The sequence below is a fragment of the Gordonia aichiensis genome (assembly GCF_039946255.1).
GTDB classification, from domain to species: Bacteria; Actinomycetota; Actinomycetes; order Mycobacteriales; family Mycobacteriaceae; genus Gordonia; species Gordonia aichiensis_A.
Window position 1 is genome coordinate 17,979 of the sequence record NZ_JBCDWL010000007.1, and the last position, 25,218, is coordinate 43,196.

A 25,218-nucleotide genomic window follows, 5' to 3' on the forward strand; every position below is an offset into this window, starting at 1 on the left:
GTTCCCACCGCCAGAACGGTGGGAACTCCCCGACTCCCCAGATGGGTTAGGCCACAGATTTAATTCGACGCAGCGACGGGCGATCGTGGTTCGCGAATGAGCCGAGCATCAGCCGGAATCCATACAGGAGGACACCCAGAGCGATAGCGGTCATCAAGAACATCTGGACCAGTTGCGGCCAGCCATCTGCCGCTGAGACAGCACCGCCTGGCGCTTTGTTGTAGGCAATGGCGACCTCTGCCAGCGCAGGCCGCCGCACCTGCCAGGCGACCAGCGCCGATGCCAGGCTCATGGACAACGCCAGCGTCGCCACGGAGCCGAGGTCCGGTCGCGTTGGCGCGGCCGACAACGTCAGTCTGGTGAGTCGATGCACTGCGATCCCTGACACCGGTCCCTTCCTTGCGCGGCCCTTGCGGGGCTCAAATCCGCGACCGCAGTTGCTTAGAGTGGTCGCCGCCTTCACCGCACGTTCGTTTCCTGCCGCCGCGCTACGGAGGAATGCGTGCGCAGCCGCCTTGACTGCGAAGACCGCCCAATCGGCTGTGACGACTGTGACCTGAGCAGCCGGGAACAGGACAGCCAGAAGGACTACCGCGAACAGAGTCTTGCTGCTCCCCTCGAACGCGAAGGCAGCGAGGACGCCGAAAATGGCGACGACCAGCAACAGCCTGAGCGTGAGCGGAGTGCGTTCCGTGGGAATAGATTCGGTCGGCGGAAGCAGCCACCCAGCACGCCGGCGAGCTCCGACGCTGACAGTGACGGTCGCTGCGGTTGCCGCGAGTGCCACCACGCCGCTGACGACGAGTGCGATCTGGATCCACAGGGCAGGTGAACTCTGGGGTTCGCCGACAGCGGTTGGGAACATCCAGGAGAAAGCAACAGTGAGGACGATGAGTGCGATAGTCGCGACTGCTTCGAGAATGAAGCAGAACCGACCTCGACGACGCATGATCGCACGCGATTCCGCTCTGACCTCCGGCCCCGGGTTGAGCGTTGGTGCGACGAACTTGGACAACAGTACGATCCCGGCGAGGGCGCCGATTCCGGCCGCAGCGGCGGCAGCGATGAGAACGATCACGGTTACCTCTCTCCGAGCGAGATTGTGTTGCGGTGCAGCCAGGCCTCCACGGTTTCCAGAAGATCCCGACTGGTGCGGTGGTGAAGTCGGCTGACGACTTGAGGACGGACGCCGATTTCTCGAGCCACCGAAGCCACGGTCGATCCGTCGACGGCTTCGGACACTGCCGCGGCTCGATGATCGGCGAACCGCCGACTCCGAATAACGTCCTGTTCTCCGAGTTCGGCGCAGACGAGTGCTCGGGCGATCGGGTTGCGCACCCAGCCGGGAGCATCGGGTGAGGCCGTGCCGCCGAGCCAGGATTCAGCCTGGGGCGGGTCGTTGAGGATGACAGCGAGGAGCTCAGCGGTCACGCCGGCGGCTTCGAGGTGTGTGGACAGTTTCGGGATGGCGGCGGGGGGACGATGCGGCGAGAGGACGGCAGTCCATGGATCGGCAGCATCTGGAGGTTCAGACATGTGTGGGTCTTTCCGGTGTGGCTTCGAAGGTGAACCAACCCGACCACACCCCCCTGCTGCGAGTCAAGAGTTTCACCGCAAAAGTAGTGTGTGAGTACCTACATAGCACCAGGTCAGAGCGTGTTCCTGCTCCTTGGAGACCGCGCCTACCGCGCGTAGCGTCAGGCACACGAAATCTTCCACACGCTCCGACATCCGAGCACTCGCCGACATCGGTTCCGCCGTCCTACTCGCTGTTCTGACGTCACCCCTCTGGCTACCGATGTCCGGCGCACTCGTCACGATGGCGTGTCAAGCGCTGACGTTCGACGCACTCGCCGACTACGGCCTCAGCATGGTCCACGACAGTCAAGCGGATGCGGTCGCCGCCTTCGCCTCGATCGACCACGACGGCCTGCGGGCGCTGTTCGGTTTCGTGGCCGTCATGGTCGGTGGCGACGCACTCCGGGAGCGGGCCGGCGAGGTCTTCGCCGCACAGCAGCGGCGTTAGTGATCGCCTCACCCACAGCCCCTTCTCGACGTCCGGACTGGCTCGCCGTGCGGGCACATCCGCCGGCCTCGGCCTACGGGTGAGCGGCGTCGAAGGCTTCGCGGACAGCAGTGGGGATCCGGCCGCGAGCCGGGACCGCGATCCCTTCGGCGGCGGCCCAGTCGCGGATGCGGCTGGCGGCGCGGCCGGTCGGAGCAATGACGGTCCGCGAATAGGGACGGCCTGTGGCACTGACAGTCCGCGACACCTGCAGGTATCCGGCGAGGTGCGCGCGGAACTCTGCGGCGCGGTCGGGTGTGGTGTCCAACTCGTAGGTGGTGCCGTCGACGCCCCACCGGATCGTTTCGTGGTCGTCGATGATCTCGCCGGTGATGTCGTCAGTGATGACGGTCTTGGGGACGCGTGCCATGCGGTGAGCCTATCTGGCCTGACCGAGCCCCTGTCTGGCCTGTTAGTGCGTGTCGACGGCGGCGGTGATCGTGGTGGACTCCGGGTACAGGATCGTTCGGAGGTTCTCTGCGGCGACGTCGATCGTCGCCTCGACGATCCGGTGGTAGTTGCCATCGACCTCACTCGTCGCCTCAGCGACGCGCTCGGCCCAGAACTCGGGGTGTCGTCGATGCTTGCATGCGAGAACCTCGATCGCCGTCCCCGGTGCTGCTGATGCGTGGTCTCCGTACAGGAGTCTGATCTTCACAGGCTCATCCTCGGTCAGGGCCGGGCGGGTGCCGCCAGATGTGTGAACGGTAGCGGGCCGTCATCTGACGGTGACGATATCGCGGTAGTAGGTCTCGTCGTCGTGCGCCTCGAAGTAGAACTTGATCGCTTCGGTGTCGTCGGTCGGCGGCTCGGCGGGGCGATGCCGCTCGGCCACCTCGGACCACCAGTCGCGGACCCAGCCGGCGAGGTAGGTGTCGGCGTCCGCATCGAATCCGAAGACGGAGATGTCCGAACCGCGGCGGTGCTCGATGACCAGCACCGACACCACCGTCTTCTGGTCGGCGTCGGCGGTGGTGTGGAGCACGTAGTCGTCCTGGGTGAGTTCGCTCGTCATGGCGGTGGCTTCTTTCGCGGGGTCAGAGTCGGCTGGCGCAGACGGGGCCGATGCCAGCCTCGATGGAAGCGGGGTTGGTGAGGCTGCGGCTGCAGACACCGCAGACGCCGGTGAAGCGGCCGTACGCCGACGACGCGGCCTTCGCGCCGGTCGCTGCGATCACCGCGAGGACGCCCTTGCTGTCGGCCCGGCTGAGTCGGTGCTCGTCGCCGTCAGCGTCAATTTCCTTGACGAACACCCATCCGGCCCACCGGCCCGTGGTCGGGCGGTCCACCTTGACGGTCAGATCGGTTCCGGCATAGGTGATGCGGTACCGGCCAGCGGGGGTGAGATCGGGATCGACGTCGACCGGCGGCGGCGTGACCTTCGCGGCCTTAGCGCGCGGGATGAGGGCGTCGATGAGGGCGCTGGCAGCCGCGCAGGTCAGAGTGCCGGTGTCGGCGACAGTCGTGTCATCCCCGGTGCGCTCGAGGAGCGAACGCAAGTAGTTGCGCTGACGGTCGGTGGCCTGGCGGGTGATGGTCGGTGCGGTCATCGTGATCTCCTCAAAGTCGTGTCCGGGCGGTGTGGGTTCCACGGTGCCGGTAGGCGCCGATGGTGCGCGGCACACGACGGGGTCGATCTGACTGGCCGGGAGGACTCTGAGCTGCTGTTCTGCGAGGTCGGCGGCCAGATGTGCCGCCGACGTCGGGGGTGTGAGCGGACAGCTTCACTGTGGGGCCGCCGACACGTCGGCTCACCCCCCGGAGATCGAGGGCTGGTGAGCTGCGGGTCAGTGGTTGCTTAGCCCCGGATGGTGAAGGCTTCGCGCACGTGGTCCGGGTTCAGCGGGCGGGCGGCGAGCTGCCGGACGATGTCGATCAGTGCAGCGGAGTCGGGTTGGTCGAGCAGGTCCGTGTTCATCTCGTCGACGGCCTGCTCGAACAGATCGGGGTCATCGCGTGTGCAGTAGAAGTGGATCGCGGCCATCGCCAGGATCAGAGCGCGTTCGAGCCCGCGGGTGCGGCCGGCCAGTCGGGCGAGGGTTTCGCCGGCGCGGGCGGTGTCGGCGGCGTTCATGCTTGCCGACAGGACGATGGTGCGGGCCAGTGGGCGGACCATGAACGCATAGGCCAGGGCGGCGACCTCAGTGTCGTCGACGTCGGCGGGGGCTTCGGTGGTGAGCATCGCGGCGAATCGTTCGGTGACCTCGTCGGTGGCGATCTCCCCAACGTCGGGCGTGACGGCGGGTGTGGTCAGCGCGAAGATGCTCGTGGTGGTGTCGGTCTTCATCGGGGTCTCCTGGAACAGATACTTCCCGCGGAGGTGGCGGGCTCTGTTCCAGGTTCTTCGGGTGCGGTTCGGGGCGCGGCAGTCCAGGATGGGTTCTCCTCTGTGGCGGTCGGACAGCGTGACGGCGTGATCCCGGTTGCTGGGCTTCCGGCGGTTAGTTGGCCGCCCAGCTGAGATGGTGCAGCCGCATGGCCGCTTCGAGGTCGGCGTCTTCCCAGTCGACCGGCCGGCCGGTGTGTTCAGTCAGGTGCGGGGTGCTCGATGCCGCTGGGGGTCGCTCGTAGATTGCCCAGAGGGTCGCCTGGTCGTCGTGGCGAGAATTGAACTCGACGCCGTCGAGTCCTGTGGTTCCGACGGCCAGGGTGTAGATCCACGCAGACACTTCCTGCGTGAGGGTCCGCGGCTCCGACTGGCGCATCGCGGCGGCGTCGACGTCGACGAAGCCGAGTGCCTTGGCACGGTCGAGGAAACGGCTGCGGAGTTGAGACAGCGTCTCGGCAGCCGAGGGCAGGGCGTACGTTCCGCGGAGTCTCGCGGATCCGACGATCCGTTTGGTGCACCAATCCGCTGGCACGGTGCCGGGGGAAAGGGTGGGATGATCGTCGTCTTCGTCGTCGATCTCTTCGAGGCGTGCTGAGAGGGTCGTTTCGACGCGAAAGTGAGCAAGAACTTCGAGGTAGCAGGCGCGTTTGCTGTCGGCGACGTAGAGGGTTCGCCAGCGTCCGTGCGGATCATCCCAGCGGCCATCGAAGCGGCCGTCGCGGGCGTAGTTCCAGTCGCTCCACGACCATGGGGACGGTTCGAATCCGACGCGCCACACGGTCGTGTCGACATCGGAGACGGCGATGGTGTGGCCGTCGGTCGAAGTTTCGACGCGCACGCTGGTGTTCCCGTTCAGCCGAGGGCCGCCATCTTGCGGGCCGCGGCGAGGAACAGGGAGGCATCGGGACTGTCGGGAGCCGACTCGACCAACACGCGGGCCGGTGCACGGTCATTGAGCATCGGGTTCATGCCCTGGAACCAGGCCTGGACCACCCTGATGGAGTCGCGCTCGTTGATCAACGATGCCGCGCGGTAGGCGAGCCCGAGACGCGCTCGGGCCTCATCACTGCGGATGGTGGCTGTCCCGTCAGCCCACTGGCTGACCGATCGGGTGCTCTTGACGCCGCCGATGTACGCGGTGAGTTTGCCGCCGAGGAGGTTGCGGACCTGCCTGACGAGTTCCGCATCGTCCATGCGGAGTGCTCGGTTGTAGGCGGCGAGGTCGGATTCCTTCACTGCAGTAGTCATGTCACCCCTTTCCCTCTCTCAAAGTGTACTTGAAATACACATCGAAATACACTTCAGATGAGCAGTCAGAGTACGAGTCGGTCACGATTGCGTCCTAACCATCCCGCCGAGTAGGACAACGTTGAGCCAAGGCAGCGCCCATCGCCTGCGTCCGCCCACACCACAGGACCGGCACCCGCCGGAAACCACCTGGGTAGCGTCCGCGTCCATGAGCTTGCACACCTGCGATCGTCTGCCACCGCGGCTGAACACCTCGGCGCGTTACCTCAGCCCGTTGCGTTATCCGGGCGGGAAGGCGCGCATGGCCGGCTATCTCGCGGAGATGTTCATCAACCAGCCGTCGGTGATGGACGTCGAGGTGTTCATCGAACCGTTCGCCGGCGGCGCGGGTGTGGGGTTGGCACTAGTCGACTCCGGTGTGGTCGACGAGCTGTGGCTGATGGATCTGAATCCGTCGCTGGCGGCGTTCTGGCGGACAGTTCTCCGCGACGGCGACGCGTTCGCCGATCGCGTCGAGACCAGTGAAGCGTCGATGGTGCGGTGGGATACGTCGCGGGAGCTGGTCGCCGCCGCAGAAGCCGGTGAGGTCGTCGACGACTGGGACCTGGCTTTCGCCGGATTCTTCATCAACCGGTGCTCGCGGTCCGGGATATGCTCCCCGACCGCTGGCCCGATGGGTGGTCGCCACCAGTCCGGGCGATGGACGATCGGGTCGCGCTACAACCTGGCCGCACTCGCCGACCGCATCCGCCACGTCGCGGCGATGTCGTCACGGATCACCTTCCACGAGTTCGACGGCATCGACTACGTAGCGGGCCTCGACGGCAGCGTCGGCTTCGAAGATGAGGTGATGATCCTGGCCGACCCACCGTATCTGCGGGAGGGGCCGCGGCTGTACGCGCGTTCGTTCGACCTGGCCGAGCATCGGCGTCTCGCCGCGGCGCTCACCGGCTCGCCGACCCGCTGGGTGTTGACCTACGACGATGAACCGCGCGTGCACGAGGAACTGTATCCGCAGCATCGGGTGCTGCAGTTCTCTATCGCCAACAGCGCCAACCGACGGCGGATCGCCCATGAGTACGCGGTGTTCTCCGGCCTCACCGGTGTTGATCGGACCGCCATCCCACTCCCCGACGGGACAGCCGAGTGGATCCGTTGGGACGACGAGGACGCGACACCCGACATCGAGGTCCCGAGGCTCCTCCTCCGCAATGACCTCGGTAGCGCGAAACGGTAGATCTGTCGGTGCTGCGAGGTGCCCTGACCGTGATCGTTTCCCCGCGCATGCGGGGGTCACCCCGATTGATGGAGGCCTCCCATGTCCGCACTACTCCCCACCATGTCCGCCGCCGGCCGGCACGTCGGCGTCGACCACGGCGTCATCCGTCACTGGATCAAGGTCGGTCTGCTGCCGGCGGGCGAGGGCGGCTGGCGCCCAGAGGATGTCGAAGCCGCCCATCAACGCTGGACGCCGATCGTGCGGCGGCCTGTCGTCGAATGTGGGACGGTCGCCGGGTGGCGGCTAGCAGCATGTCGCGATGAGGACGGGCGCCGCTGCGCTGCGTGCCGGGCGGCGCACAACAGCGCATCCCGAGAATTACGCCGCGAACACCGAGCCGAGTTCTGGGCCGAACGAGTCGACGCACTGTGCGAGCTCCTCGCCGACGGCGGCTCCTACACCGATGTCCTCGAACAGCTTGAGGTCACCGCGCAGGCCGTCACCGGACAGCGGTCGGTCGACCCGGTGTTCGCGGCCCGCGTCGACGCCGCCCTCATGCAGGGTCGCGATCCCTCGTTGCCTCACGGATCTGCACGTGCCTGGAAGGCCAAGTGTCGATGCCCTGAGTGCCGGGAGCACCACAGCCGATCCCGTTAGCGAAGACAGGTTCGGACCACCGAACCGTGAACTCTAGGCCTTTCTCCAGACCCCTTCCTGCGGGTCCCAGCGTCCTTCGGTGACGCTGCCGTCGAGGATCGGGCAGAGGAAGTTGCGGGCTGAGGTGAGAGCGGCGTCGACGTTCTCAAGCGGTTTGGGGCGGCCGCTGTTGATGGTGACCATCCGGTCGTAGCTGGTGCGCCACTCATTGGACGGCAGGGGCAGGTCGGCGGGAATGGTGATGTTGCGGCGTCGTCGCTCGGCGTCGATGCGGGTTCGGAGTTCTGCGGCGTCGACGTCGGCGCAGCGTGAGATCAGGACGATGTCGGCGAGGTCGTGCGCGCGTGACGACGGCGAGTCGTCGGCACCGTGCTTTTCGTACATCGCCGCGACCTTGTCGGCAGCGTGCCTGGCGCTCGGGTACACCTTCACGGGCGTGGGGGCGCCGATGTCGTCGATGTCGACGATCCGGTCTGGGGTGATCGTTTCGGCGCCGGTCGGGAAGTCGCGGCCGGTGTTGATGTCGATCGAGGCTACTGCGAACCGCTTCCCGTCGAGAAGGTAGGTGATGCGGTATTTCATCGCGCCGTCGTCGGATCGGATCAGTTTGGTCGTGAACTGACCGTGCTGGCCGGGGACCCTGCGTGCCGCGGCCTGGACTGCGTTCTCGACCTGTTGGGCGTCGAGTTGGGAAGCGAGGTCGGCGTCCATCGTTTCGCGGGCTTCTGTGCTGCGGTACTGCATGGCTGTGCCGCCGGTGACGACCCAGCTGTCGGGGTTGGCGGCGGCGAGGCGGCCGACGAACTGTTGGAGGACGAATCGGCGGGCGATGTCGGGGTGTTGGCGGCCGTCACTGCCGGCGATGGCACGGATGCGAGTGCTGAGTGCTTCGCGGAACGCCCGTTCGGATTGGTAGGTCCGTTTGGCGTCGGCGAGGTCCGCTTCAAGGTCGGCGACTTCCTGGTGTGCTGCCTCGGCCTCTGCTCGGGCTTTGTCGACGGCGTGGCGGCAGTCGGAGCTGCAGCGGTGGGGGCCTCCTGGGTCGCAGTCACCGAGGCACATTCGGGTACTCCGGTTCGACGGATGCGTTGATGAGCAGGTCGACGGCGGTGTCGGGGTTGGTCAGGCCCCACCGGTGGATGTGCGGTCGGAGGATTTCGGTGGCCTCGTCGTGGGTGAGGAGGTTGTCGACGATCGCTTCCTCGATGACGGTCCCGAGGTGGGATCCTTCGGTGTGGACTGCGGCGAGGTCGGCGATCAGTCGTTTCGGCGTCGACACCGGGAGCCCTTCGCAGATGGTCCAGTCGACGCCTTCGATGCCGACGTCGCCGATTTCGACGATGACCGCGCTGACCGATGCGGGAACCTGTCCGGGTGTGATCGGTGCGGTGACGGTGAGAGCTCGGGGGGCGAGGGTGCCGAGCTCGCGGATCACGGCGGCGGCGTCGTGGCTGATGACGACGTCCGGGTTGCGGTGCCGTTCTTCGATCGGAGTCTGCAGGTTCATCGTCATCCAGGCCGCGGCCCAGCCTTCGTAGGGGTTCATCTCGAGGTCGGTGAACGCCCACACGTCGGGGGCGGCCTGCCACAGTTCCTGACGTTCGACGGCGGCGGTCAGTTCTGTCCGTGAGATGCCGGCGTCGCGCGCTTGGCCGGTGGAGAACAGATGGAGGTCGTCTTCGGCGAGGTGCCGAAGTTGTGCCCATCCGCTGCGCGTCATGCCACGACAGTAGCCGCCAGGAATCCGCGGGCCATGGCGTCGTCGAGGCGCCGCCGGCGCTGCGGTGATCATGGCTGGTCCTTTCCTCGGTCGTGGTTGGTGAGAACATCTGCGAGAGCGGCGGCGGCTTCCGGTCCGATGAGAGCTTCCAGTCGGTCTGGGACGCTGCCGCTCATGACGGTGATCGTGTCGGTGATAGTCAAGCAGTGTTGTCCTGCAGGTCGCGTCAGATGCCGGCGCCGGCGGGCTGAGTTCGCATCCCCCGGGATGACGAACAGAGTGATCTTCTGGGTGCCCGTCGAGCTGTCGATGCGGTAGTAGCCGAAGATGTGGTTTCGGAGGATCAGTGCGGCCGCGGGTGCCGGATCGCCGATCGGTAGTGGGTGCGGGACTCCGATGACGTCTGGTCCCCACCGGTGTGCCCGGTCCTGATGTTCTGCGGTCGCAGCTTCCTCAGCGGCCAAGTGCTGGCGGAGAAGTCGGCGCCGCTGCTGACGGTTCGTGCGGAGTTCGATGGCGCGCAGCGACTCCGCGATGCCGTCGCCGGTTGCTGCATACTCCAGTTCCGCTTCGGCCAGCCGTCGATCAGCTGCCGCAGCTCGCTCGCGTGCCTTGTCGAGCCGAGTCTCCAACTCTGTCACACGTGCGATGCGGAGTGCTGCCTCATCGGGGCGTTCAGAGTCGTTCACGGTGCCCAGTATGGCGCGATCGACGTTCGGCGTTCCAGCATCAGTTGAGGGCGTCGATGGCAACTATCCGGCCGGTTGCTCCACAGTGTCGTCGCGTGCGGCTTTTGCTTGCTTGACGGTGACGGTGCGTGCTGCTGGGTCGTGCTCGCGGATGATGTTGGCGATGCTGCGCAGCACTCGGATGTCCCAGGCCTTCTTGCCGGCGGGGATGTTGTGGGCGTGGGGGACGTTGGGCAGTGGCGGCTGCTGCCCGACGGGCTCTTGCCTGAGACGGATGACGGCGGCGTAGCCGTCGTCGATTGCTGACCTCGTTTTTCGTTCGTCGCGCTCGAACTGCTCTGTGCTGCCGTGGTAGTACCAGCCGTCGTATTCGATGGCGACCTTCACCGTTCCAGTGTCGATGGTGATGTCGATGTTCCCTTTGAAGCCGGCGACCGGCACGTTGGTGTCGACGTGCGCGGTGTCGCGGTAGAGGTGTTGAAGGCTCCGTGCGATCCACCGTTCGGAGATCGAGGTCTGTGCACCAACTTTGCAGCGAGGGCAGCCAGTCGGTGGGGTCCAGCGGTCGACGCATTCCCAATAGGTGTTCCAGCCGATGTTGCAGTCGGGGCAGACGAACTCGGCGACGCTGCGCCCCAGGAGATGCTCGGGGCGCAGAGGCCAGTTCCGCTCGGGCGACCAGAGCTTGAGTCCGTGTGCGCTCGCTGGGCGCCCGTGCTGCTTGACCGATCGAGCGTGGCACACGAAGCACTTCAGTTGGCACACGGCGCGTACCGGTGCACAGAAGTAGTCGCCGGTCTTGGTGCATTGCCAGCTCGTGATGGTCGCATCGCAGGTCAGGAAGCGTTCTGCGGGGCCGTTGACTTCCTCGTCCCAGCGAGCACCCTGCTCGGTGTGGATCAGGTCCAGGTAGTCGGCGAGGTTCCCTTGTTGGGAACTCCACCCTATGCCCTGTGGCGAGAAGGCATACCTATCTGCCGGCCATGCTGGTGCAAGTGCCTGATACAGCTGGTCGTTGCTTCCCTTTCTCACCAGTGGTATTCCTGCCGCGTTACGCCATAGTTGCCGTTCGGGGCGCCCTTCGGGGAGCCGGGCGATCGCTGCGACGTCGAAGGCGACGCTGTCTCCGAGATTGAGAGGGTCTACCCACTCTCGCTGGAGATGTTGCTGCTGCTGAGTGTTCATGGAGTTCCTTGTCGCTGCGATCAGCGCTATCCGCGGGTTAGGTATCGGGCGTCGTCGCCGAGGGCGAGTTCAACTTCGCGTTTGAGGGTGAGATGCCGGTTCAGGTGCGGGTCGTGTTCGAGGATGTGGAGGGCGTCTTGGCGGGCGGCGAGGTGGATGCGGGCGTCGCGGAGGAGGTCGGCGACGATGAGGCCGGCGTCGTGACCGGACTGCTCGGTGCCGGTCAGTGCTCCGGCACCCCGGATTTCGAGGTCGAGTTCGGCGAGTTTGAAGCCGTCGGTGGTGCCGGTCATTGCTTCCATGCGCGAGACGGCGTCGTCGTTGTCACTGTCGGTGACGAGCCAGCACTGGCCGGGGTGTTGGCCGCGGCCGACGCGTCCGCGGATCTGGTGGAGTTGGGCGAGGCCGAACTTGTTGGCGTCGAGGACGACCATGACCGTGGCGTTGGGGACGCTGACACCGACTTCGATGACGGTGGTGGCGACGAGGACGTCGACATCGCCGGCCTTGAACGCTGCCATCACCTGTGCGCGTTCGTCGGGTTTCTGTTTGCCGTGTGTGACGGCGACGCGGAGGCCGTGGAGAGCACCGTCGGTGAGGTCTGCGGCAGCCGACACTGCTGCGGCGGCGTCCTTGGTTTCTGATTGGGGGCCGGTTTCGACGCGGGAGCACACGACGAACGCCTGCCGTCCCTGCGCAACTTGGCGGCGGATCGCCTGCCAGGGCGGTGCGGCCGGGTTGTCGAGGGCTGCGGTCGGGATCCAGTGGGTGTCGATCTCGGAGCGGCCGACCGGCTTCTCGTCGAGGACGGTGACGGCCATGTCGCCGTAGGTGGTGATCGCCGAGGTTCGCGGGATCGGGGTGGCGGTGGCCTGCAGAATGTCCGGGACGGTCCCGGCGGGGCCTTTGTCGGCGAGGAGTGCTCGTTGGTCGACGCCGAAGCGGTGCTGTTCGTCGATCATCGCCAGGCCGAGGCGGGAGAACACGACTTCGTCCGACAGGATCGAGTGTGTTCCGACGACCATGTTTACCGTCCCGGCTTCGAGGCTGGCGAGGACCTTCTTCCGCGGTCGCGGGAGGTGTTTGGAGACCAGGAGGTCGACGGTGCGGCCGAGTCGTGCGAAGACGTCGGCGATCTCGTCGAACAGCTGGCGGGCGAGGATTTCTGTCGGCGCGAGGAGTGCGACCTGGTAACCGCCTTCGATCGCCATCAACGCAGAACCGATGAGAACTGCGCTTTTGCCGGCTCCTACGTCGCCCTGAATCAGCCGGTTCATCGGTCGTGGCTGCACGAGGTCGTCACGGATCTGGTCGAGGGCGCGATCCTGCGCCCCGGTCAGCTTGTACGGCAGGCTCGCCTTCCACTGGTTGAGCAGCGTTCCGGTCGGGTGGTGTGTGATGCCGGGTTGTGCGGCTTGGGCGTTGCGGATGACGCCGAGCGCGAGTTGCAGGCGCAGCAGCTCGTCGTAGGCCAGGCGGGAGCGGCCGGCGTCGGCGTGCGCGACCGAGTCGGGTACGTGGACGGCGCGGAGTGCGTCGAGCCGGCTCAGGACCTGCCTGCGGGCGACCAGCTCGGCGGGGATTGGATCGTCGAGGGCGGGGATGCGTTGCAGGGCGGCGATGGTCGCGGTGCGCAGCATGCCGGTGCTCAGCCCCTTGTCGCGCTTCCCGGTGGTCGCATCTTTGATGGTGGTCTGCGGGTAGATCGGTATGAGGATCGCTGAGGCGTCTGCGAGTCGTTCCATGACTGGGCTGGTCATCTGCGGTGTGCCGTTGTATTCGCCGACATGCCCCTGGACGATCACCAGCGACCTGTCCGGAATGCGCTGCGCCATCCAGAGTGCGTTGAAGAACGAACAGGTGATGGTGGCCGGCCCGTCGGTGATTCGGAAACGAACGAAACGTTTCTCATAGTTTCGGGTGATTCCGGAAACGACGCCCGTGAACGCGACGTCGGTGCCCGGCTGGACCTCCGCGAGCGGCGTCAGCGTCGAGCGGTCGATGTAGGTCCGCGGGATCCGCATGAGCAGGTCGAAGATGCTGTCGACGCCGGCGCCGGTGAGCGATTCCATGGTCGGGGCTCCGACCTGGTCGGCGAGGTCGGTGATGGGTGCACCGCGCAGCGAGTCGATGGTGCCGTCGAAGACGATGGGTTCTGTCCCGGCGGCCGGGGCCAGGATGTCGGCGGATGCGCGCAGTTGCGCGGTGTCAGGAACTCGTAGCTGCGCGGGCCGCGCGGCCGCGGTCCCGGTCGGCCACGGCGAATCACCAGCGGGGCGACCTGCTGGCTGGGTGTGCGCGTGCTGCGGTGATGACCGGTCCTGCACCGGCGTCGATGAGTGCTCAGGGAGGGAGGGGATGCGAGCCATATCGATGCCTGCGACGCCCTCTGCATGGTGGTGGATGTCGTCGATGAGTTCGGTAACGAGTGCTGGCGGCCATGCGGCCTGGGGCCGTTCGGCAGCGGCCGTGATGGCACGGGTTCGGATGTCGGCCCGCAGGAGTTGGCGGGCGGCATGCTGCAGGTAGGCCGACTGGACGCGGGTGAGTGTCTGCGCCGTCATGTCAGCTTGCTCGGGCGCGGGGGTCGCCGACCTGGACTGCGGTCGGGTTCGACAGGTCGGCCCACACGATGGTGCGTTGCCCGTCCTCTCCTACCGGGGCTGGCATTCCGTCGTCGGTCTTCGCGAGCAACTCGTCGGGGTGAGCGAGCGCCGTTTCCGTGATGGAGTGGGCCGCCAGCTCGACAACTCCCGACAGTCGGCCGGTCTTGCTCTCGACAGTGAGAGGCCGTTCGCCCCAGTTCGCGACGGCGGACGCCAACTGCTGCGGGCCTTCTGTGCAGGCCATGACGAGCAGGATCGGGTTGGTCGGGTCGACGCCGTGGTCTCGGCAGCGCGCAGCGATGCGTGCTCCGGCACGAGCGAGATGCAAACCGTAGACGTGGACGTTCATGTACGCCAACGTACGACCACCGTTTCCGCGGATGCGTCACTGACCGGTCCGCAGAAGCCGCGTCGCGTCGTCGTCCAAACTTACGACGCCGTTGGTGGGCGTGGCGCGGCCAGGATCGTCTGCGCGGCCAGCTCCTGGGTTGACCTGGCCAGCGGAGCAGCTAAGCGCAGGGACGCATGGATCTCCGGCCGAAACTCGGCGAGATCGCGGCAGTCGGCGTGGCGCACGGACCTCCGACGTAACCCGTTGCCGGTAAACACATCCCACGCTCGGTTCGCGCCGGGGACGGACAGCAACGGCTTGGAGGTCCGTGCGCAGTCGGCGTTGGGCCTTACGCTGGAGGTATGCAGGGTTCTTTCGATGAGATGGCTCCGGAGCTTTTCGAGCTGAACGCCGCCGACAACGACGCCGCTGGCTACAGGTCGCCGGTTGTGGCTCAGTTGGCCGGTGTCACGTACCGCCAGCTCGACTACTGGGCACGTACCGGCCTGGTCGTGCCGACCGCACGGGCCGCGGCCGGCAGCGGCTCGCAGCGGCTGTACGCATTCAAGGACATTCTGGTGCTGAAGGTCGTCAAGAATCTCCTCGAGGCCGGGATCAGCCTGCAGAACATCCGCGTCGCGGTTGAGCACCTCCGCAGTCGCGGCGTGCACGACCTTGCATCGACGACCCTGTTCTCCGATGGCGTGACCGTCTACGAATGCACTCGCGACGACGAGGTCCTCGACCTGCTGCGCGGCGGACAGGGTGTGTTCGGGATCGCCGTCGGGCCGGCCATGCTCGATCTGGCCGGGCAGCTGCGCGAGATGCCCGCCGAGGTCGCGGTCCGAGACGAGGCGCCGCGAGTCGACGAGCTGGCCGCGCGACGCTCGAAGAAGGCCGGATAGCCACACCAGTCAGATCGCCCCTTCGCTCACCTCAATACCCATTTTTAATACCTGTTGCGTTTGTGATGTAGGTATGTGTACGGTCGGTGATGCGAGCTGATAGCCACCCGAGGTTGTCGCCGCACCAACACCGAAAGGGGTGGCCCACATGGGCATTGAACTCACCACAGGTCAGGTCGCTAGCGAACTGACCCAACTCCTCGCCAACGCCGACGGAGCACCGACGATCACGAGCGCGAAGGTCCTGACGCTCATCAAGGCCGGATTGTTCGACAACCACGGTCAAGGCGCCCAGTACCGCATCGATCGCGATGAGGTCGTCGCACTCGCAAACCGCACACGTTACGTCGTCGACCCCGCCGAGATTGCCGACCTCGTGTTCCGCGTCAGTGTGATCGAGAAACGACCAAGCGTCTGCCGCGACCTGAACGACGACATCCTGCGCGACAACGCCGGTGTCGACTACACGAAACCAACCAATCTGGACGGAGTCGAAGGCGTCTGGAAGCTCAGTCTCCACAACGCCAACCGCCTGGTAGACGAGGGTGGAATCCTGCTCGCGACGTCGAAGGGGTACGTGCACCCCGAGCATGTTCGCAAGGTCGTCCGGTGGGAGCACGTCGCCGGCACCTCACGGCGGTACTTCCGCACCACCGAAGCGCCGGAGGCTGTCCGCAGTGTGATCGGCACTGGCATCTGGATTGATGTTCCGCCCGGCCGGGAATCGGACATCCTTGTCGGGTAGTCCGGTCTGAGTCGCACACGGGAGGGCTCTCCACTACTGCGGGAGCCCTCCCCGTTTGGCACTGTCAGCTCCGCGCCCGTCTGCAGGTCAGGCAGTAGAGTCAGTGGCAACTATTCGAAGCCACACAACTCTGATCTGGGGTTTGCTCATGTTTGTGCGTCCCAAGGTGCGCGCGGCCGCTGCTGTTGCGGCGTCCACTGCTGTCCTCGCTGCGGTGATGGTGCCGCTGGCTCACGCTAATCCTGCCGCCGAGCTGCAGTCCTCATTCGCCGAGTTCGCGAAGACGCTGCCCGGATCAGTGCAGCTCGCTGTCGCCGCGGCCGGCTCCAACGACGAACCCGTGGTCCTGAAGTCCTCTGCGACGGCATCTCCGTCGGCAACCTCCGCTGCGGACGACCAGCCAGCGCCGTCGCCGACGGAAGCGCCCGCAGGCTCCGGTTCTGATCAGACGCCGGCGTGGGGCAGCATTCGTGTTCCGATCGCGCTCGCCGCGGCCCGCGCGCAGCCGACCGGTCTGGAGAAGGTGACCGCGGCAATCGCCGACAGCAACTCGGTTGCGGCCACCGAGTTGTGGAAGGAGCTCGGCACTCATCCGGGCAAGAAGGTCACTGAGGTGCTGACCGAACTCGGCGCGAAGGGGACGAAGGTCGCCGGGGATCCCGGGACCAGCTATGAGGATCTCGCGAAGACGGTGTGGCCGGTCGCCGACCAGGCCGCGTTCGGCGCCGGCCTGCTGTGTGCTCCGGACAGGTCGCTGGTGACCTCGGCGATGATGCAGGCGCCCGCCGGCGACAACGGGCGGTGGGGTCTACAGGATGCGTCCGGCAAGCCGGGAGTCCAGTTCGTGGCCGCGCACGGCGGCTGGGGTCCGATCGGCACAGCCGCTTACAGTGCCCGCCAGTTCGGGCTGCTGCAGACCAGCAAGGGTCTGATGTCGGTGTCGATTTCGGGGTTGGCGGACAGTGCTTCCCGCGATGACGCGGTGTCGATCGTCACGGCGGCGACCGAATGGCTGACGAAGAACCTCGACGGTCTGCCCGCGGGTTTCTGTTCGCCGAGCGACCAGGCCAGCGCGTCCAGCGGGACCGGATCGGCCTCGTCGACTTCGGTGCAGTCGAGCGAACCGTCGACGTCTGCGGAACCGTCGAGCGAGCCATCCTCGGAGCAGTCGCCGGCCGAGACGACGCCAGCGGAAGCCGGGGCCGAGACGTCAACGACATCAGTCGCCGAGCCGTCGACAACGTCTTCAGCTGAGCCCTCCCCGACCGAGTCTCCGTCGACGTCGACGACTACTCCCGTCGAACCGGTGAAGTCGGCGACGCCGTTGGCCGCACCGGACTCGACGTGCACGAAGACGGTGATCGCTCTCGATCCCGGCCACAACGGGGTCCACATCGAACCATTCGATCCGGTGACCGGGGCGAAGATGGTCGACGACCCGAACGGCGAGGAGAACTTCGATGCGTTCACTGTCGCCAAGCTCGTGGCTCAGAAGCTCGGCACCGCTGGCGGCTACAGCATCGTCATCCTCAAGGACGAGCCGATGTCGAACGTGTCTTATCGGGATCGGGTCAGCAAGGCTGAGCAGGCTGGTGCGGTGATGGGTGTCTCGATCCACACCTCGCCCGGCGACAACGCTGTGTTCCCGCAGCGTGTCGGACTGTTCCGTCAGGGGCCGGCTGAGGACGGATCGAACAAGAAGGTCACGTTCACGGTCGAGAATGTCGCGTCGCGGTCAGCGTTGTTCTCGGGGAAGTTCGCCCGCGCCAGGTCTTCGGTGGAGGGTACGCAGGTGCAGGTGCGTGACAACAGTTTCGACGGTCGCGCGCCGCTGTGGTCGGGCAACATTCCGATCATTTCGCTGATCTCGAACAAGGTGCCGTGGGTCTACAACGAGTTCGGTCCCGCGTCCGGTGGCGGTGGTGCGAACAAGATCGCCGACTCCGACCTGCAGACCTACGCCGACGGACTCGTTGCCGGGATCAAGGCATCCGCTCCAGGGAAGACGTGCGGTTGATCGTGGACTAGTCGTTGGTGTGCCGGAGTGGCCGCCCAGCCGTATAGGTTGGGCGGCCATTCACTTGTTCCGGCGCTGTCGGCTAGTCGTCCTCGTCGTCCTCGTCGGCGTCTTCTGCGGGTGCGGGTTCGTGATCTTCGATCAGTTCTTTCGCAGAGGCGAGGAATGCGAGGAGTTCGGCCTTGCTGCCTTCGACGCCAACCGCATCTCCGCCCGAAGTGAGCACCAGGACGAGGTTCTCCTCCCTCATGAGCTCCTCGATCCCATAGTCCTCAGCGGTGCTGGCGTCGACGACTTCCGGGTCTGCGCCCGTGGCCATTACCCACTCGTAGCGAACTCCCATGACTGTCTCCCTCTGCGTGGTTGGTACCTGTCGGTCTCGACCATTGATCCACCTGCGGCCCGGGTGGTGCGGCACCTGCGTTCGTCCAATCAGGCGACATTGCCGGGAGTAGTGGCGAATGCCGGAAATTGAGGATCTACGGTGTCGGCATGGAGTTCGTGGCAATCGACGTCGAAACGGCGAACAGCAATCGCGCCAGCATCTGCGCAATCGGATGGACAGAGATCGTTGACGACCGCGTCGCGTCCTCTGGCTCTGTGCTGTGCCGGCCACCGGAGTCGGTCGACTGGTTCGAGCCGTACCTGACGGCGAACGTGCACGGCATCAGCGCCGCAGACGTCGCCGACAGGCCCCGCTTCGGGCAGGTATGGCCGGTCATCGCCGAGATGATCGGCGACCGGACAGTCATCGCCCACAATGCGCCGTTCGACGTCGGTGCGGTGCGCGGTGCGTGCACGGCGAGCAGTCTCGCGTGGCCGACGCTGCAGTACGGGTGCACGCTGTCGTTGTCGCGGCGGTTGCTGGACCTGCCCTCGCATGCTCTGCCGATCGTCGCTGAGCATCTTGGAGTGCTCCTCCGCAACCACCACGATGCTTCCGCTGACGCTGGGGCCGCCGCAGGCATCCTGTTGGCGCTCGCCAACCTCACCGGGGCGTCCACGGTCGAGGAGGTTCTCGACGCTGCGCACTGCGCGCTGGGCGAGGTCAGCCCTGGCGGTTGGACGGGGACTCGGGCACTGCCGATCTCGGTTCGGTCCACCGGTGGTGGCGGCAAGTGGACCAGGACAATTCCCACTGCGAACCTCGATGCCGATCCTGCGAATCCGTTCTTCGGGCAGTTCGTGTGCTTCACCGGCGGCCTGACGTCGATGCAGCGCAGCCTCGCCTGGGATGCGGTAGCCGACGCCGGCGGCTCGATCACGAAGTCCACGACGAAGAAGACCAGCATCCTCGTTGTCGGCGACGGCTTCACGAGCACAAACCTGGACAGTCTGACTGCGACGAGTAAGGCGAAGAAGGCCCTGGCGAATCGCGCTGCCGGGCAGCCGATCGAATTGTGGGACGAGCGGGAGTTCATGGCGGCGGTGAGCACGGTGTTCAACTTCTCCGCTGACGGCACCCTGACTCCGATCGACGAACAGCCTGCACCGACCCCGCAGTTGCGGCTGGTGCCCGATCTTCCGTAGCTACCCCTCCAGCCGCTCCAGTCCCCTGCGTGAACTGGGCGAATGAACTACGTCGCGCCCGTCGACGCCCCTCCCCTCGACAGAAGGAACAGCCATGGATCCCATCAGCGTGAAGATCCTCAACCATCGAGACGGTGAACTGATCGTGTGGGAGGTGAACATCCAGCCCGGCTTCGGCCCTGGCCGACTCTGTGGCGCCTGGGTCGACGCCGACAACGACGCCGACAACCTTCTCCGCGACCAGTGGATCCTGGTCTTGCCTGATGCGCGCGATCACGTCCCAGACGTGCGTGGGATGAAGCGCTTCGACCCGGTCGCCACCCGCCAGGCCGTCGTCGACGAGTTCGAAGCGATGTCCGCCATCAACAGGGCGTCGCTGACTCCGGCAGGCAAGCCGAGGGCACCGCTGCAGCCACTGAAGGTGCCCGCACCGTTCGACGCCGCACAGCTGCCTGCCGAGGTTCGGGGCGCGAGTCAGGAGAATCCGGCGATCGTGACGACGATCGCGGCGGCGCACGCGGTCGCCGAGCTCGCCCAGGCGTGGGAGAAGCTCGAATCGATTCGGCATGCCCGCGAGTACCTTCACGGCGATCACCCCGACGCCCGGCCATTCCCGGCGCGAGAAGCCGAAGACACAGCAGTGGTGGCCGACTGACGCTGTCGGCCACCACTGGTCACGCAGACGTCAGGACTTGGCAGCGGCGCGTACCTCGTCGAGGGTTACTCGGTACTCGCCGTCCCGGTACAGGAAGAGACTGCGGGCGCAGTTGCCGACGACATCGTGGGCCTGCTGCTCGTCGTCGAAGTCGATCTCGACGGCGGTGCCGTCGGCAAGGGTGACTCCATCGACGCGGGAGCGGCTCTCGAGGTCGACGTGCACCTCGATCCAGCCGCGGTCCTCCATGATTGCTGCCAGTGCGCGCGTCGCCGCCGCAGCAACACGCACACCTGCGGCGGCGCGATCCCTTTCCGCGGAGTTCAGCGCAGCGATCAGGGAGTCTGTGGTGGCGGTCATCGTGAGGCCTTTCAGTCGAGGGGCGTGTCCCTGACGGTGCCGTGTCCCGGTTCGGGGGTGCGGCACATACGATGTTCGGCGTGCTGAGACTCCGGACGATTCCTGTCGTGTTTGCTGCGGTGGTTGCTGCTCTCATCGCCTCTCCTGGCGGACAGTCGACCGCTCAACCTGAACCGACTGATTTCGTTTCGGCGGCCCGAGCGGCGATCGCTGATCCGGGCCTGGCTGAGAACCCGACCGGCGCCAACGACTGGTCCTGTCGCCCGGCTACGGGTACGCGGCCGGTGGTGCTTCTGCACGGCAGTTGGGAGAACAGCTTCAACACGTGGGCGCAGATGGCTGGTCGGATTGCGCGATCGGGCCGGTGCGTGTTCGCCGTCAATTACGGCGACGATCGCGGGGCGAGCCTCGCGGGGCGTGGACCGCAGGTGTATGCGACTGCGCCGATCCCCGGCTCTGCACACGAAGTCTCGCGGTTCGTCGATCGTGTTCTGGCTGCGACGGGTGCCGACCAGGTCGATGTCGTCGGTCACTCGCAGGGTGGCGTGGTCGCGCTCTACTACCTGACGTACAGCGGCGGGCGGCGCACTGTCCATAACGTCGTCGCTCTGGGGTCGTCGTATCGCGGTGTCACGCTCGGCGGGTTCGATCGGACTGCTGGGCGCCTGCGAGAGGCCGGTGTGGATGTGATGCCTGCTGTCGGCGGAGTTCTCGGACAGGCTTCGCGCGATCGGCTCGCGGGTTCCCCACTGCTGCGCCGGTTGAATGCTGAGCGGGTCCTGCCGGTGGGGGTGCTGACGAATGTCTCCTCCCGCGACGACGAGTTGAACAAGGATCTGGAGGGGACTCAGTTGCCGGGCGGCGACCATGTCAGCAACGTGGTGCTTCAGGACCGCTGTGCTGTCGATCGGTCCGGGCATTTCCAGCTCCCGTATTCGCCGTTCGCTCAGGAAGTGGTGGTGGCGAGCCTCGCGCAGCGTCCGGTGGATCCCCAGCGGTGCCGGCCGGTCCGTCACACCTTCTGACGGACTGTGCCGGGCCGCTGCTGTCGTAGCCGGAAGCGTTATGCGGCGTCGCCTTCAGTGGCCGCTGGTCGGTTCTGTGCCGGGGCTGCGGGGCGGTCTGCGGGCCGATCGAGGAGATAGGACCAGTGTCGCCCCACCTGGTCACCGCCGAGCAGGATCAGGTCTTCGGTGTGATCGCTGACGATGACTTCGAGGCCATCACCGCCGTCTTCCAGGTACAGGTCAACCCCGAGGTCGACGCCACGATCGTCGCCGATCTTGCCGAGCGCGATCACGCCGGACGGGAAGTAGCCGTTGTCCCATTCGTAGGACCCGATCGAGAATGCTTCGATTCCGTCGAGGAACTCGTCGATCGTCTGCTCGTCGTCGTCGAGGCGCTGCCGATCGGCGTGCTGCCGGAGGTGGTCGGTCAGCTCGTCCCACAGCCGTGTGGCGATCGCCTGCCGGTCCATGTCGGCCGGCTGCACCGATACGGTGGCCGCGTCCAGGGCGCGCTGCATCTGCAGGTAGGTGCCGGTCACTGCGATCGGTGCTTGCCCGGGGACGGTGACGGTGAGAGTCCAGATGCTGTTGTTGTCGCTGGTGACGGTCAGGGTGTCGGCAGCGATCGGGTGTGTGTGGGTGGGAGTGGTCATTCGGGAGCTCCTGTCGCGGTCGGGGTGACCAGTCCACCGTCGCCAACGACGCTCTCCGGGTGCGGCATCCGCCGACGTCCGCGCACGGAGGACCCCGGGTGCGCCGTCCCCTTCCGCTAGCGGGTGAGGTCTGCGCTGAGTTCGGCGATGTCGATGACTCGGTCGGCCAGTGCGTGGAGCTGCTGGTGGTTGTGGCTGGCGATGAGGATTCCTGTGCCGGCGGCGGCGAGGTCGGTCAGTGCCGTGGTGATGGTTCCGGAGGCGATCGGGTCGAGCATCGCGGTCGGTTCGTCGCACAGCACCCATTGCGGGTTGTGTGCGAGTAGTCGTGCCAGGCAGGCGCGTTGTAGTTGGCCGTCGCTGACTTGAGAGGGGAACCGCTGCAGGAGCTGAAGGTCGAGGCCGGCCTTCCGTGCGAGGCCGGCGAGTTCTGTGGCGGATGCGGTCCGCCCGTGGATCGCTGTGGGTTCGGCGATGACCCGGTGCAGTCGCCAGCGAGGGTTGGTGACCTGCCGGGGATGTTGGGCGAGCATCCCGATCTGGCCGGTGGCGGTGACGGTTCCGTCGAGGGGCGGGGTGAGTCCGGCGAGGGTGCGGAGCAGGGTGGTCTTGCCGGCGCCGGACGGCCCGGTAAGGCCCACGATCTCGCCGGTCCGGACAGTCAGGTCGATCGGCAGGTGTAGGGCCGTGGTGTAGCCGATCGTGAGGTGCTGGGCGGTCAGTTCCATGCGGGGGCCTTCCCGAAGGCGGCGATGTACTGGTCGGGGTGGTTGGCGAGCGCGGCGGGCGTGGTCTGTTCGATGAGGGTCCCGTTGCGCATGACGAGGACGTCGTCGACGAGGTCGCTGGCATGCAGCGATCTCATGTCGTGGGTGATGACGACGACGGCAGCACCGTCGGACGCGAGGTCGCCGAGGAGCCGCCAAGTGTGGTCGGCGAGGTCGGGGTCGAGTGCTGAGGTCGGTTCGTCGGCGACGACCACGGTGGGGCGGCCGGCGATGGCGGCGGCGATCGCCGCGCGTTGGAGCATGCCGCCGGACAGTTGATGCGGCCAGCAGGTCAGGGCGTCGGCGGCCAGTCCGGCGGCGGCCGCGAGTTCGGTGGGTGTGCGGTCCGCGGTGAGGGTTCGGCACACCTGATCGAGTTGCCGGCCGATGGTGTGCGAGACGGTGAACGCACCTGACACCGACTGCGGGATGTACCCGATGTGGTGGCCTCGGACCGCGCTCCACCCGGTGGTGCGGCTCGGGTTGAGTCGGTGACCGCCGAGGTGGATTGTGCCGGAGACGGTGACGCCGGCTGGCGGGAGGCCGATGAGGGTGCGGGCGATCATGGACTTCCCGCAGCCGGACTCCCCCACCAGTGCGGTGACGGTTCCGGCGGTCGCGGTGAGGGTGACGTCGTTGAGGACTGTCACCGTGTCCGATCGTCCCCGGTGGGTCAGGGAGGCTGTGGCCGTCAGGCTTGTAGCGATCAGGGAGGGCGATGTCATCGCGGGTGCCCTTCGGGAGGTGTGAATGCGGTTCGTAGTCGGGCGGCGGCGACGGCGGCGATGAGTGCGGTGACGATCAGGGCGGTGCCGGGTATTGCGAGGGTCCACCAGGCGCCGGTGAGGATGTCGCCGCGAGCGTTGTTCAGCAGCGACCCCAGACTCGCTGATTCCGGGGAGAGTCCGACGCCGAGGAAGGACAGTGTCGCCTCGTGCCAGATGGCGTGCGGGAGGAGTACGACCATGGCAACGAGTAGTTGTCCGCTGATTGCTGGGAACAGGTGGTGGCGGGCGATGAACCAGCGGGAGGCGTGCATCAGGTGGGCGTGCTCGACCCAGCCGTGCCGGTTGGCTCCGAGGAGTTCGGCGCGGACGATGCGCGCCACGGCCGGCCAGTGCGTCAACGCGATCGAGGCGATAATCGCGATAATGGCGCCGCGCCACATCGCGGCGATGACGACGCCGAGCACCAGGTGCGGGAGGGCGTTGATCCCGTCGACGATCCGCATCACTAGGGCGTCGACCCAGCCGCCGATGAGGGCGGCGAACACGCCGATGACAGCGCCGATCACCGTGGCGAGCAGTGCGCAGGCCGCGGCGACGAGCAGCGACGTCCGCACGCCCTCGAGGGTGCGCGCTGCTAGGTCGTGACCGAAGTGGTCGGTACCGGCCCAGTGCTGTGCGGATGGTCCGGTCAGGGCGATCCCGAAGTCGGGACGACCGCTGTCGATGAACAGTGGTGCGATCAGGACCGTCGCGGCCAGCGCCGTCAGTGTGAGGATCGGCCACCAGTACGACCAGGCGATCCGGGATCGATGCAGGGCTGTCGGGATGCTCATGCGGTGACCTCTGCGTGCGGGTTGAGTGCGATGGCAGCAGCGTCGGAGAGCGCCGATCCGAGGAGGACTGCGGCGGCTGCGGTCATCGACAGGGTCGCCAGAAGTGGGAAGTCGAGTGCGGTCGCGGAGGTGACGAGGGCGTCGGCGACGCCGGGCCAGCCGAAGACGGCTTCGACGATGGCGGCGCCGGCGACCAGTTCAGGGAGCCGAGTCCCCAGGAGCGCGAGGGTCGGGATGATGGCGGCCGGCCAGATATGTTCGGACAGCAGTGGCCATCCGCGTATTCCGCGGGCGCGGGCCGCGGTCACGGGGTCGCTACTGGCGGCGGCGGCGACGGCTGACCGTGTCGACAGGGTCAGCCACGGCAGTTGGGAGACGGTCAGCGCAATCCACGGCAGGATCCCGTGCTCGAGGAGCCCGGCGGCGGTGTATCCCTGCCCGGGGGCGGCGGCGCCGGCCGCGGGCAGCCAACCGGCGCCGACGGCGACGACCGCGACGAGTAGCAGGGACAGGACGAACGGCGGTGTGGCAGCCAGGACGGTCGCGGTTCCGGTCACGGCTTTGTCGGTGGGGGTGGCTGCGCGTAGTCCTGCCCGGGTGCCGGCGGCGATGGAGATGATGACGGCGGCGACGAGTGCTGCTGCGGAGAGTCCGATCGTGAATGGCAGTCGTTCGGCGAGGACGGTGGTGACCGGCTGGTGCAGGGTGCTCGACCAGCCGAGGTCACCGTGCAGCAGGTTTACCCACCAGTGCCAGCACGCCGACCACCAGGACTGATCGAGTCCGTAGGCGGCTTCGGCGGCGTGCCGTTGTGCGATGGTCGCCGACTGGTAGTTCTGCCCCAGGTGCGCGGTGAGTGGGTCGAAGGGGGAGGCGGCGGCGACGGCGAAGATCCCTGCGGAGACCGCGATGAGGGTGATCGTTCCGGTGATGGTGCGACGCAACAGCATGCGTCGGATCGCAGGCCAA

Annotated in this window: 31 protein-coding genes; 8 read left to right on the forward strand and 23 right to left on the reverse strand. The window is 66.6% G+C overall.

Annotated features, from left to right (window positions below):
* Nucleotides 1-46: 46 nt before the first annotated feature.
* Both AAFO60_RS09935 and AAFO60_RS09940 read right to left on the reverse strand, forming a co-directional pair.
* Nucleotides 47-1,078 carry a hypothetical protein gene (locus tag AAFO60_RS09935; protein WP_347956035.1) on the reverse strand — a complete coding sequence of 344 codons (1,032 nt, stop codon included), beginning with the start codon at nt 1,076-1,078 and terminating at the stop codon, nt 47-49.
* A 2-nt stretch (nt 1,079-1,080) separates the two neighbouring features.
* Complete coding sequence (locus AAFO60_RS09940) at nt 1,081-1,536, reverse strand: hypothetical protein (protein ID WP_347956036.1); 456 nt, start codon at nt 1,534-1,536, stop codon at nt 1,081-1,083.
* A gap of 262 nt (nt 1,537-1,798) precedes the next feature.
* Between AAFO60_RS09940 and AAFO60_RS09945 the strand changes: the two genes are divergently transcribed.
* Complete coding sequence (locus tag AAFO60_RS09945) at nt 1,799-2,026, forward strand: hypothetical protein (protein WP_347956037.1); 228 nt, start codon at nt 1,799-1,801, stop codon at nt 2,024-2,026.
* Between the two features lie 73 nt (nt 2,027-2,099).
* Here the strand turns inward: AAFO60_RS09945 and AAFO60_RS09950 are convergent, their stop codons facing one another.
* From AAFO60_RS09950 to AAFO60_RS09980, 7 genes are all read right to left on the reverse strand, one after another.
* Nucleotides 2,100-2,435, reverse strand: a complete 336-nt coding sequence (locus AAFO60_RS09950; RefSeq protein ID WP_347956038.1) for a histone-like nucleoid-structuring protein Lsr2 — start codon at nt 2,433-2,435, stop codon at nt 2,100-2,102.
* A 42-nt stretch (nt 2,436-2,477) separates the two neighbouring features.
* Nucleotides 2,478-2,723, reverse strand: a complete 246-nt coding sequence (locus AAFO60_RS09955; RefSeq protein ID WP_347956039.1) for a hypothetical protein — start codon at nt 2,721-2,723, stop codon at nt 2,478-2,480.
* Nucleotides 2,724-2,783: 60 nt separating this feature from the next.
* The gene (locus AAFO60_RS09960; protein WP_347956040.1) at nt 2,784-3,080 is read right to left on the reverse strand and encodes a hypothetical protein; all 297 of its coding nucleotides are present in this window, start codon (nt 3,078-3,080) and stop codon (nt 2,784-2,786) included.
* Nucleotides 3,081-3,102: 22 nt separating this feature from the next.
* On the reverse strand, nt 3,103-3,615 hold the full coding sequence (locus AAFO60_RS09965) for a DUF6011 domain-containing protein (protein WP_347956041.1): 513 nt from the start codon (nt 3,613-3,615) through the stop codon (nt 3,103-3,105).
* 248 nt (nt 3,616-3,863) lie between these two features.
* Entirely contained in the window at nt 3,864-4,352 is a 489-nt protein-coding gene (locus tag AAFO60_RS09970) for a hypothetical protein (RefSeq protein ID WP_347956042.1), read from the reverse strand.
* Nucleotides 4,353-4,506: 154 nt separating this feature from the next.
* Nucleotides 4,507-5,232: an RES domain-containing protein gene (locus tag AAFO60_RS09975; protein ID WP_347956043.1), complete on the reverse strand. Its 726-nt coding sequence runs from the start codon at nt 5,230-5,232 to the stop codon at nt 4,507-4,509.
* A 14-nt stretch (nt 5,233-5,246) separates the two neighbouring features.
* Nucleotides 5,247-5,642: a hypothetical protein gene (locus tag AAFO60_RS09980; protein ID WP_347956044.1), complete on the reverse strand. Its 396-nt coding sequence runs from the start codon at nt 5,640-5,642 to the stop codon at nt 5,247-5,249.
* A gap of 208 nt (nt 5,643-5,850) precedes the next feature.
* Here AAFO60_RS09980 and AAFO60_RS09985 point away from each other — a divergent pair, with 208 nt between their 5' ends.
* Nucleotides 5,851-6,879 (forward strand): DNA adenine methylase, encoded by a 1,029-nt coding sequence (locus AAFO60_RS09985; protein ID WP_347956045.1) that lies wholly within the window; start codon nt 5,851-5,853, stop codon nt 6,877-6,879.
* 360 nt (nt 6,880-7,239) lie between these two features.
* On the opposite strand, the gene AAFO60_RS09990 is transcribed toward AAFO60_RS09985, so the two are convergent.
* The 7 genes from AAFO60_RS09990 to AAFO60_RS10020 all read right to left on the reverse strand — a co-directional run bounded on the left by AAFO60_RS09990 (nt 7,240) and on the right by AAFO60_RS10020 (nt 14,067).
* Entirely contained in the window at nt 7,240-7,446 is a 207-nt protein-coding gene (locus tag AAFO60_RS09990; RefSeq protein ID WP_347956046.1) for a hypothetical protein, read from the reverse strand.
* 105 nt (nt 7,447-7,551) lie between these two features.
* On the reverse strand, nt 7,552-8,580 hold the full coding sequence (locus AAFO60_RS09995; RefSeq protein ID WP_347956047.1) for a nucleotidyl transferase AbiEii/AbiGii toxin family protein: 1,029 nt from the start codon (nt 8,578-8,580) through the stop codon (nt 7,552-7,554).
* Nucleotides 8,567-9,238: a type IV toxin-antitoxin system AbiEi family antitoxin domain-containing protein gene (locus AAFO60_RS10000; protein WP_347956048.1), complete on the reverse strand. Its 672-nt coding sequence runs from the start codon at nt 9,236-9,238 to the stop codon at nt 8,567-8,569. Before AAFO60_RS10000 ends, AAFO60_RS09995 begins: the two co-directional genes overlap by 14 nt.
* A gap of 68 nt (nt 9,239-9,306) precedes the next feature.
* Complete coding sequence (locus AAFO60_RS10005; RefSeq protein WP_347956049.1) at nt 9,307-9,927, reverse strand: hypothetical protein; 621 nt, start codon at nt 9,925-9,927, stop codon at nt 9,307-9,309.
* Nucleotides 9,928-9,990: 63 nt separating this feature from the next.
* Nucleotides 9,991-11,112, reverse strand: a complete 1,122-nt coding sequence (locus AAFO60_RS10010; protein WP_347956050.1) for a hypothetical protein — start codon at nt 11,110-11,112, stop codon at nt 9,991-9,993.
* A gap of 26 nt (nt 11,113-11,138) precedes the next feature.
* Nucleotides 11,139-13,676, reverse strand: coding sequence for an ATP-dependent DNA helicase RecG (locus AAFO60_RS10015; protein ID WP_347956051.1), 2,538 nt, complete (start codon nt 13,674-13,676; stop codon nt 11,139-11,141).
* 1 nt (nt 13,677) lies between these two features.
* Nucleotides 13,678-14,067 carry a hypothetical protein gene (locus AAFO60_RS10020; RefSeq protein WP_347956052.1) on the reverse strand — a complete coding sequence of 130 codons (390 nt, stop codon included), beginning with the start codon at nt 14,065-14,067 and terminating at the stop codon, nt 13,678-13,680.
* A gap of 344 nt (nt 14,068-14,411) precedes the next feature.
* Between AAFO60_RS10020 and AAFO60_RS10025 the strand changes: the two genes are divergently transcribed.
* The 3 genes from AAFO60_RS10025 (at nt 14,412) to AAFO60_RS10035 (ending at nt 17,716) form a co-directional block, all read left to right on the forward strand.
* Entirely contained in the window at nt 14,412-14,954 is a 543-nt protein-coding gene (locus AAFO60_RS10025; RefSeq protein WP_347956053.1) for a MerR family transcriptional regulator, read from the forward strand.
* A gap of 148 nt (nt 14,955-15,102) precedes the next feature.
* Nucleotides 15,103-15,699, forward strand: a complete 597-nt coding sequence (locus tag AAFO60_RS10030) for a hypothetical protein (protein WP_347956054.1) — start codon at nt 15,103-15,105, stop codon at nt 15,697-15,699.
* Between the two features lie 148 nt (nt 15,700-15,847).
* On the forward strand, nt 15,848-17,716 hold the full coding sequence (locus AAFO60_RS10035; protein WP_347956055.1) for a hypothetical protein: 1,869 nt from the start codon (nt 15,848-15,850) through the stop codon (nt 17,714-17,716).
* An 82-nt stretch (nt 17,717-17,798) separates the two neighbouring features.
* Here AAFO60_RS10035 and AAFO60_RS10040 read toward each other — a convergent pair whose 3' ends face one another.
* The gene (locus AAFO60_RS10040) at nt 17,799-18,059 is read right to left on the reverse strand and encodes a hypothetical protein (RefSeq protein ID WP_347956056.1); all 261 of its coding nucleotides are present in this window, start codon (nt 18,057-18,059) and stop codon (nt 17,799-17,801) included.
* A gap of 158 nt (nt 18,060-18,217) precedes the next feature.
* On the opposite strand from AAFO60_RS10040, the gene AAFO60_RS10045 reads away from it, so the two are divergent.
* Entirely contained in the window at nt 18,218-19,246 is a 1,029-nt protein-coding gene (locus AAFO60_RS10045; protein WP_347956057.1) for an exonuclease domain-containing protein, read from the forward strand.
* Between the two features lie 94 nt (nt 19,247-19,340).
* Nucleotides 19,341-19,901 carry a hypothetical protein gene (locus AAFO60_RS10050; RefSeq protein ID WP_347956058.1) on the forward strand — a complete coding sequence of 187 codons (561 nt, stop codon included), beginning with the start codon at nt 19,341-19,343 and terminating at the stop codon, nt 19,899-19,901.
* 30 nt (nt 19,902-19,931) lie between these two features.
* Here AAFO60_RS10050 and AAFO60_RS10055 read toward each other — a convergent pair whose 3' ends face one another.
* Nucleotides 19,932-20,261 (reverse strand): hypothetical protein, encoded by a 330-nt coding sequence (locus AAFO60_RS10055; protein ID WP_347956059.1) that lies wholly within the window; start codon nt 20,259-20,261, stop codon nt 19,932-19,934.
* A 107-nt stretch (nt 20,262-20,368) separates the two neighbouring features.
* On the opposite strand from AAFO60_RS10055, the gene AAFO60_RS10060 reads away from it, so the two are divergent.
* Nucleotides 20,369-21,286 carry an esterase/lipase family protein gene (locus AAFO60_RS10060; RefSeq protein WP_347956060.1) on the forward strand — a complete coding sequence of 306 codons (918 nt, stop codon included), beginning with the start codon at nt 20,369-20,371 and terminating at the stop codon, nt 21,284-21,286.
* 38 nt (nt 21,287-21,324) lie between these two features.
* On the opposite strand, the gene AAFO60_RS10065 is transcribed toward AAFO60_RS10060, so the two are convergent.
* The 5 genes from AAFO60_RS10065 to AAFO60_RS10085 form a co-directional block, all read right to left on the reverse strand.
* A complete protein-coding gene (locus tag AAFO60_RS10065; protein WP_347956061.1) occupies nt 21,325-21,921 on the reverse strand; it encodes a hypothetical protein in 597 nt (198 codons plus the stop codon).
* Nucleotides 21,922-22,037: 116 nt separating this feature from the next.
* Nucleotides 22,038-22,649, reverse strand: a complete 612-nt coding sequence (locus AAFO60_RS10070) for an ABC transporter ATP-binding protein (protein ID WP_347956062.1) — start codon at nt 22,647-22,649, stop codon at nt 22,038-22,040.
* On the reverse strand, nt 22,640-23,338 hold the full coding sequence (locus tag AAFO60_RS10075) for an ATP-binding cassette domain-containing protein (RefSeq protein ID WP_347956063.1): 699 nt from the start codon (nt 23,336-23,338) through the stop codon (nt 22,640-22,642). Before AAFO60_RS10075 ends, AAFO60_RS10070 begins: the two co-directional genes overlap by 10 nt.
* Nucleotides 23,339-23,409: 71 nt before the next feature.
* Nucleotides 23,410-24,249 carry an ABC transporter permease gene (locus AAFO60_RS10080; protein ID WP_347956064.1) on the reverse strand — a complete coding sequence of 280 codons (840 nt, stop codon included), beginning with the start codon at nt 24,247-24,249 and terminating at the stop codon, nt 23,410-23,412.
* Entirely contained in the window at nt 24,246-25,199 is a 954-nt protein-coding gene (locus tag AAFO60_RS10085) for an ABC transporter permease (RefSeq protein WP_347956065.1), read from the reverse strand. The genes AAFO60_RS10080 and AAFO60_RS10085 overlap by 4 nt, the downstream gene beginning before the upstream one ends.
* Between the last annotated feature and the right edge of the window lie 19 nt (nt 25,200-25,218).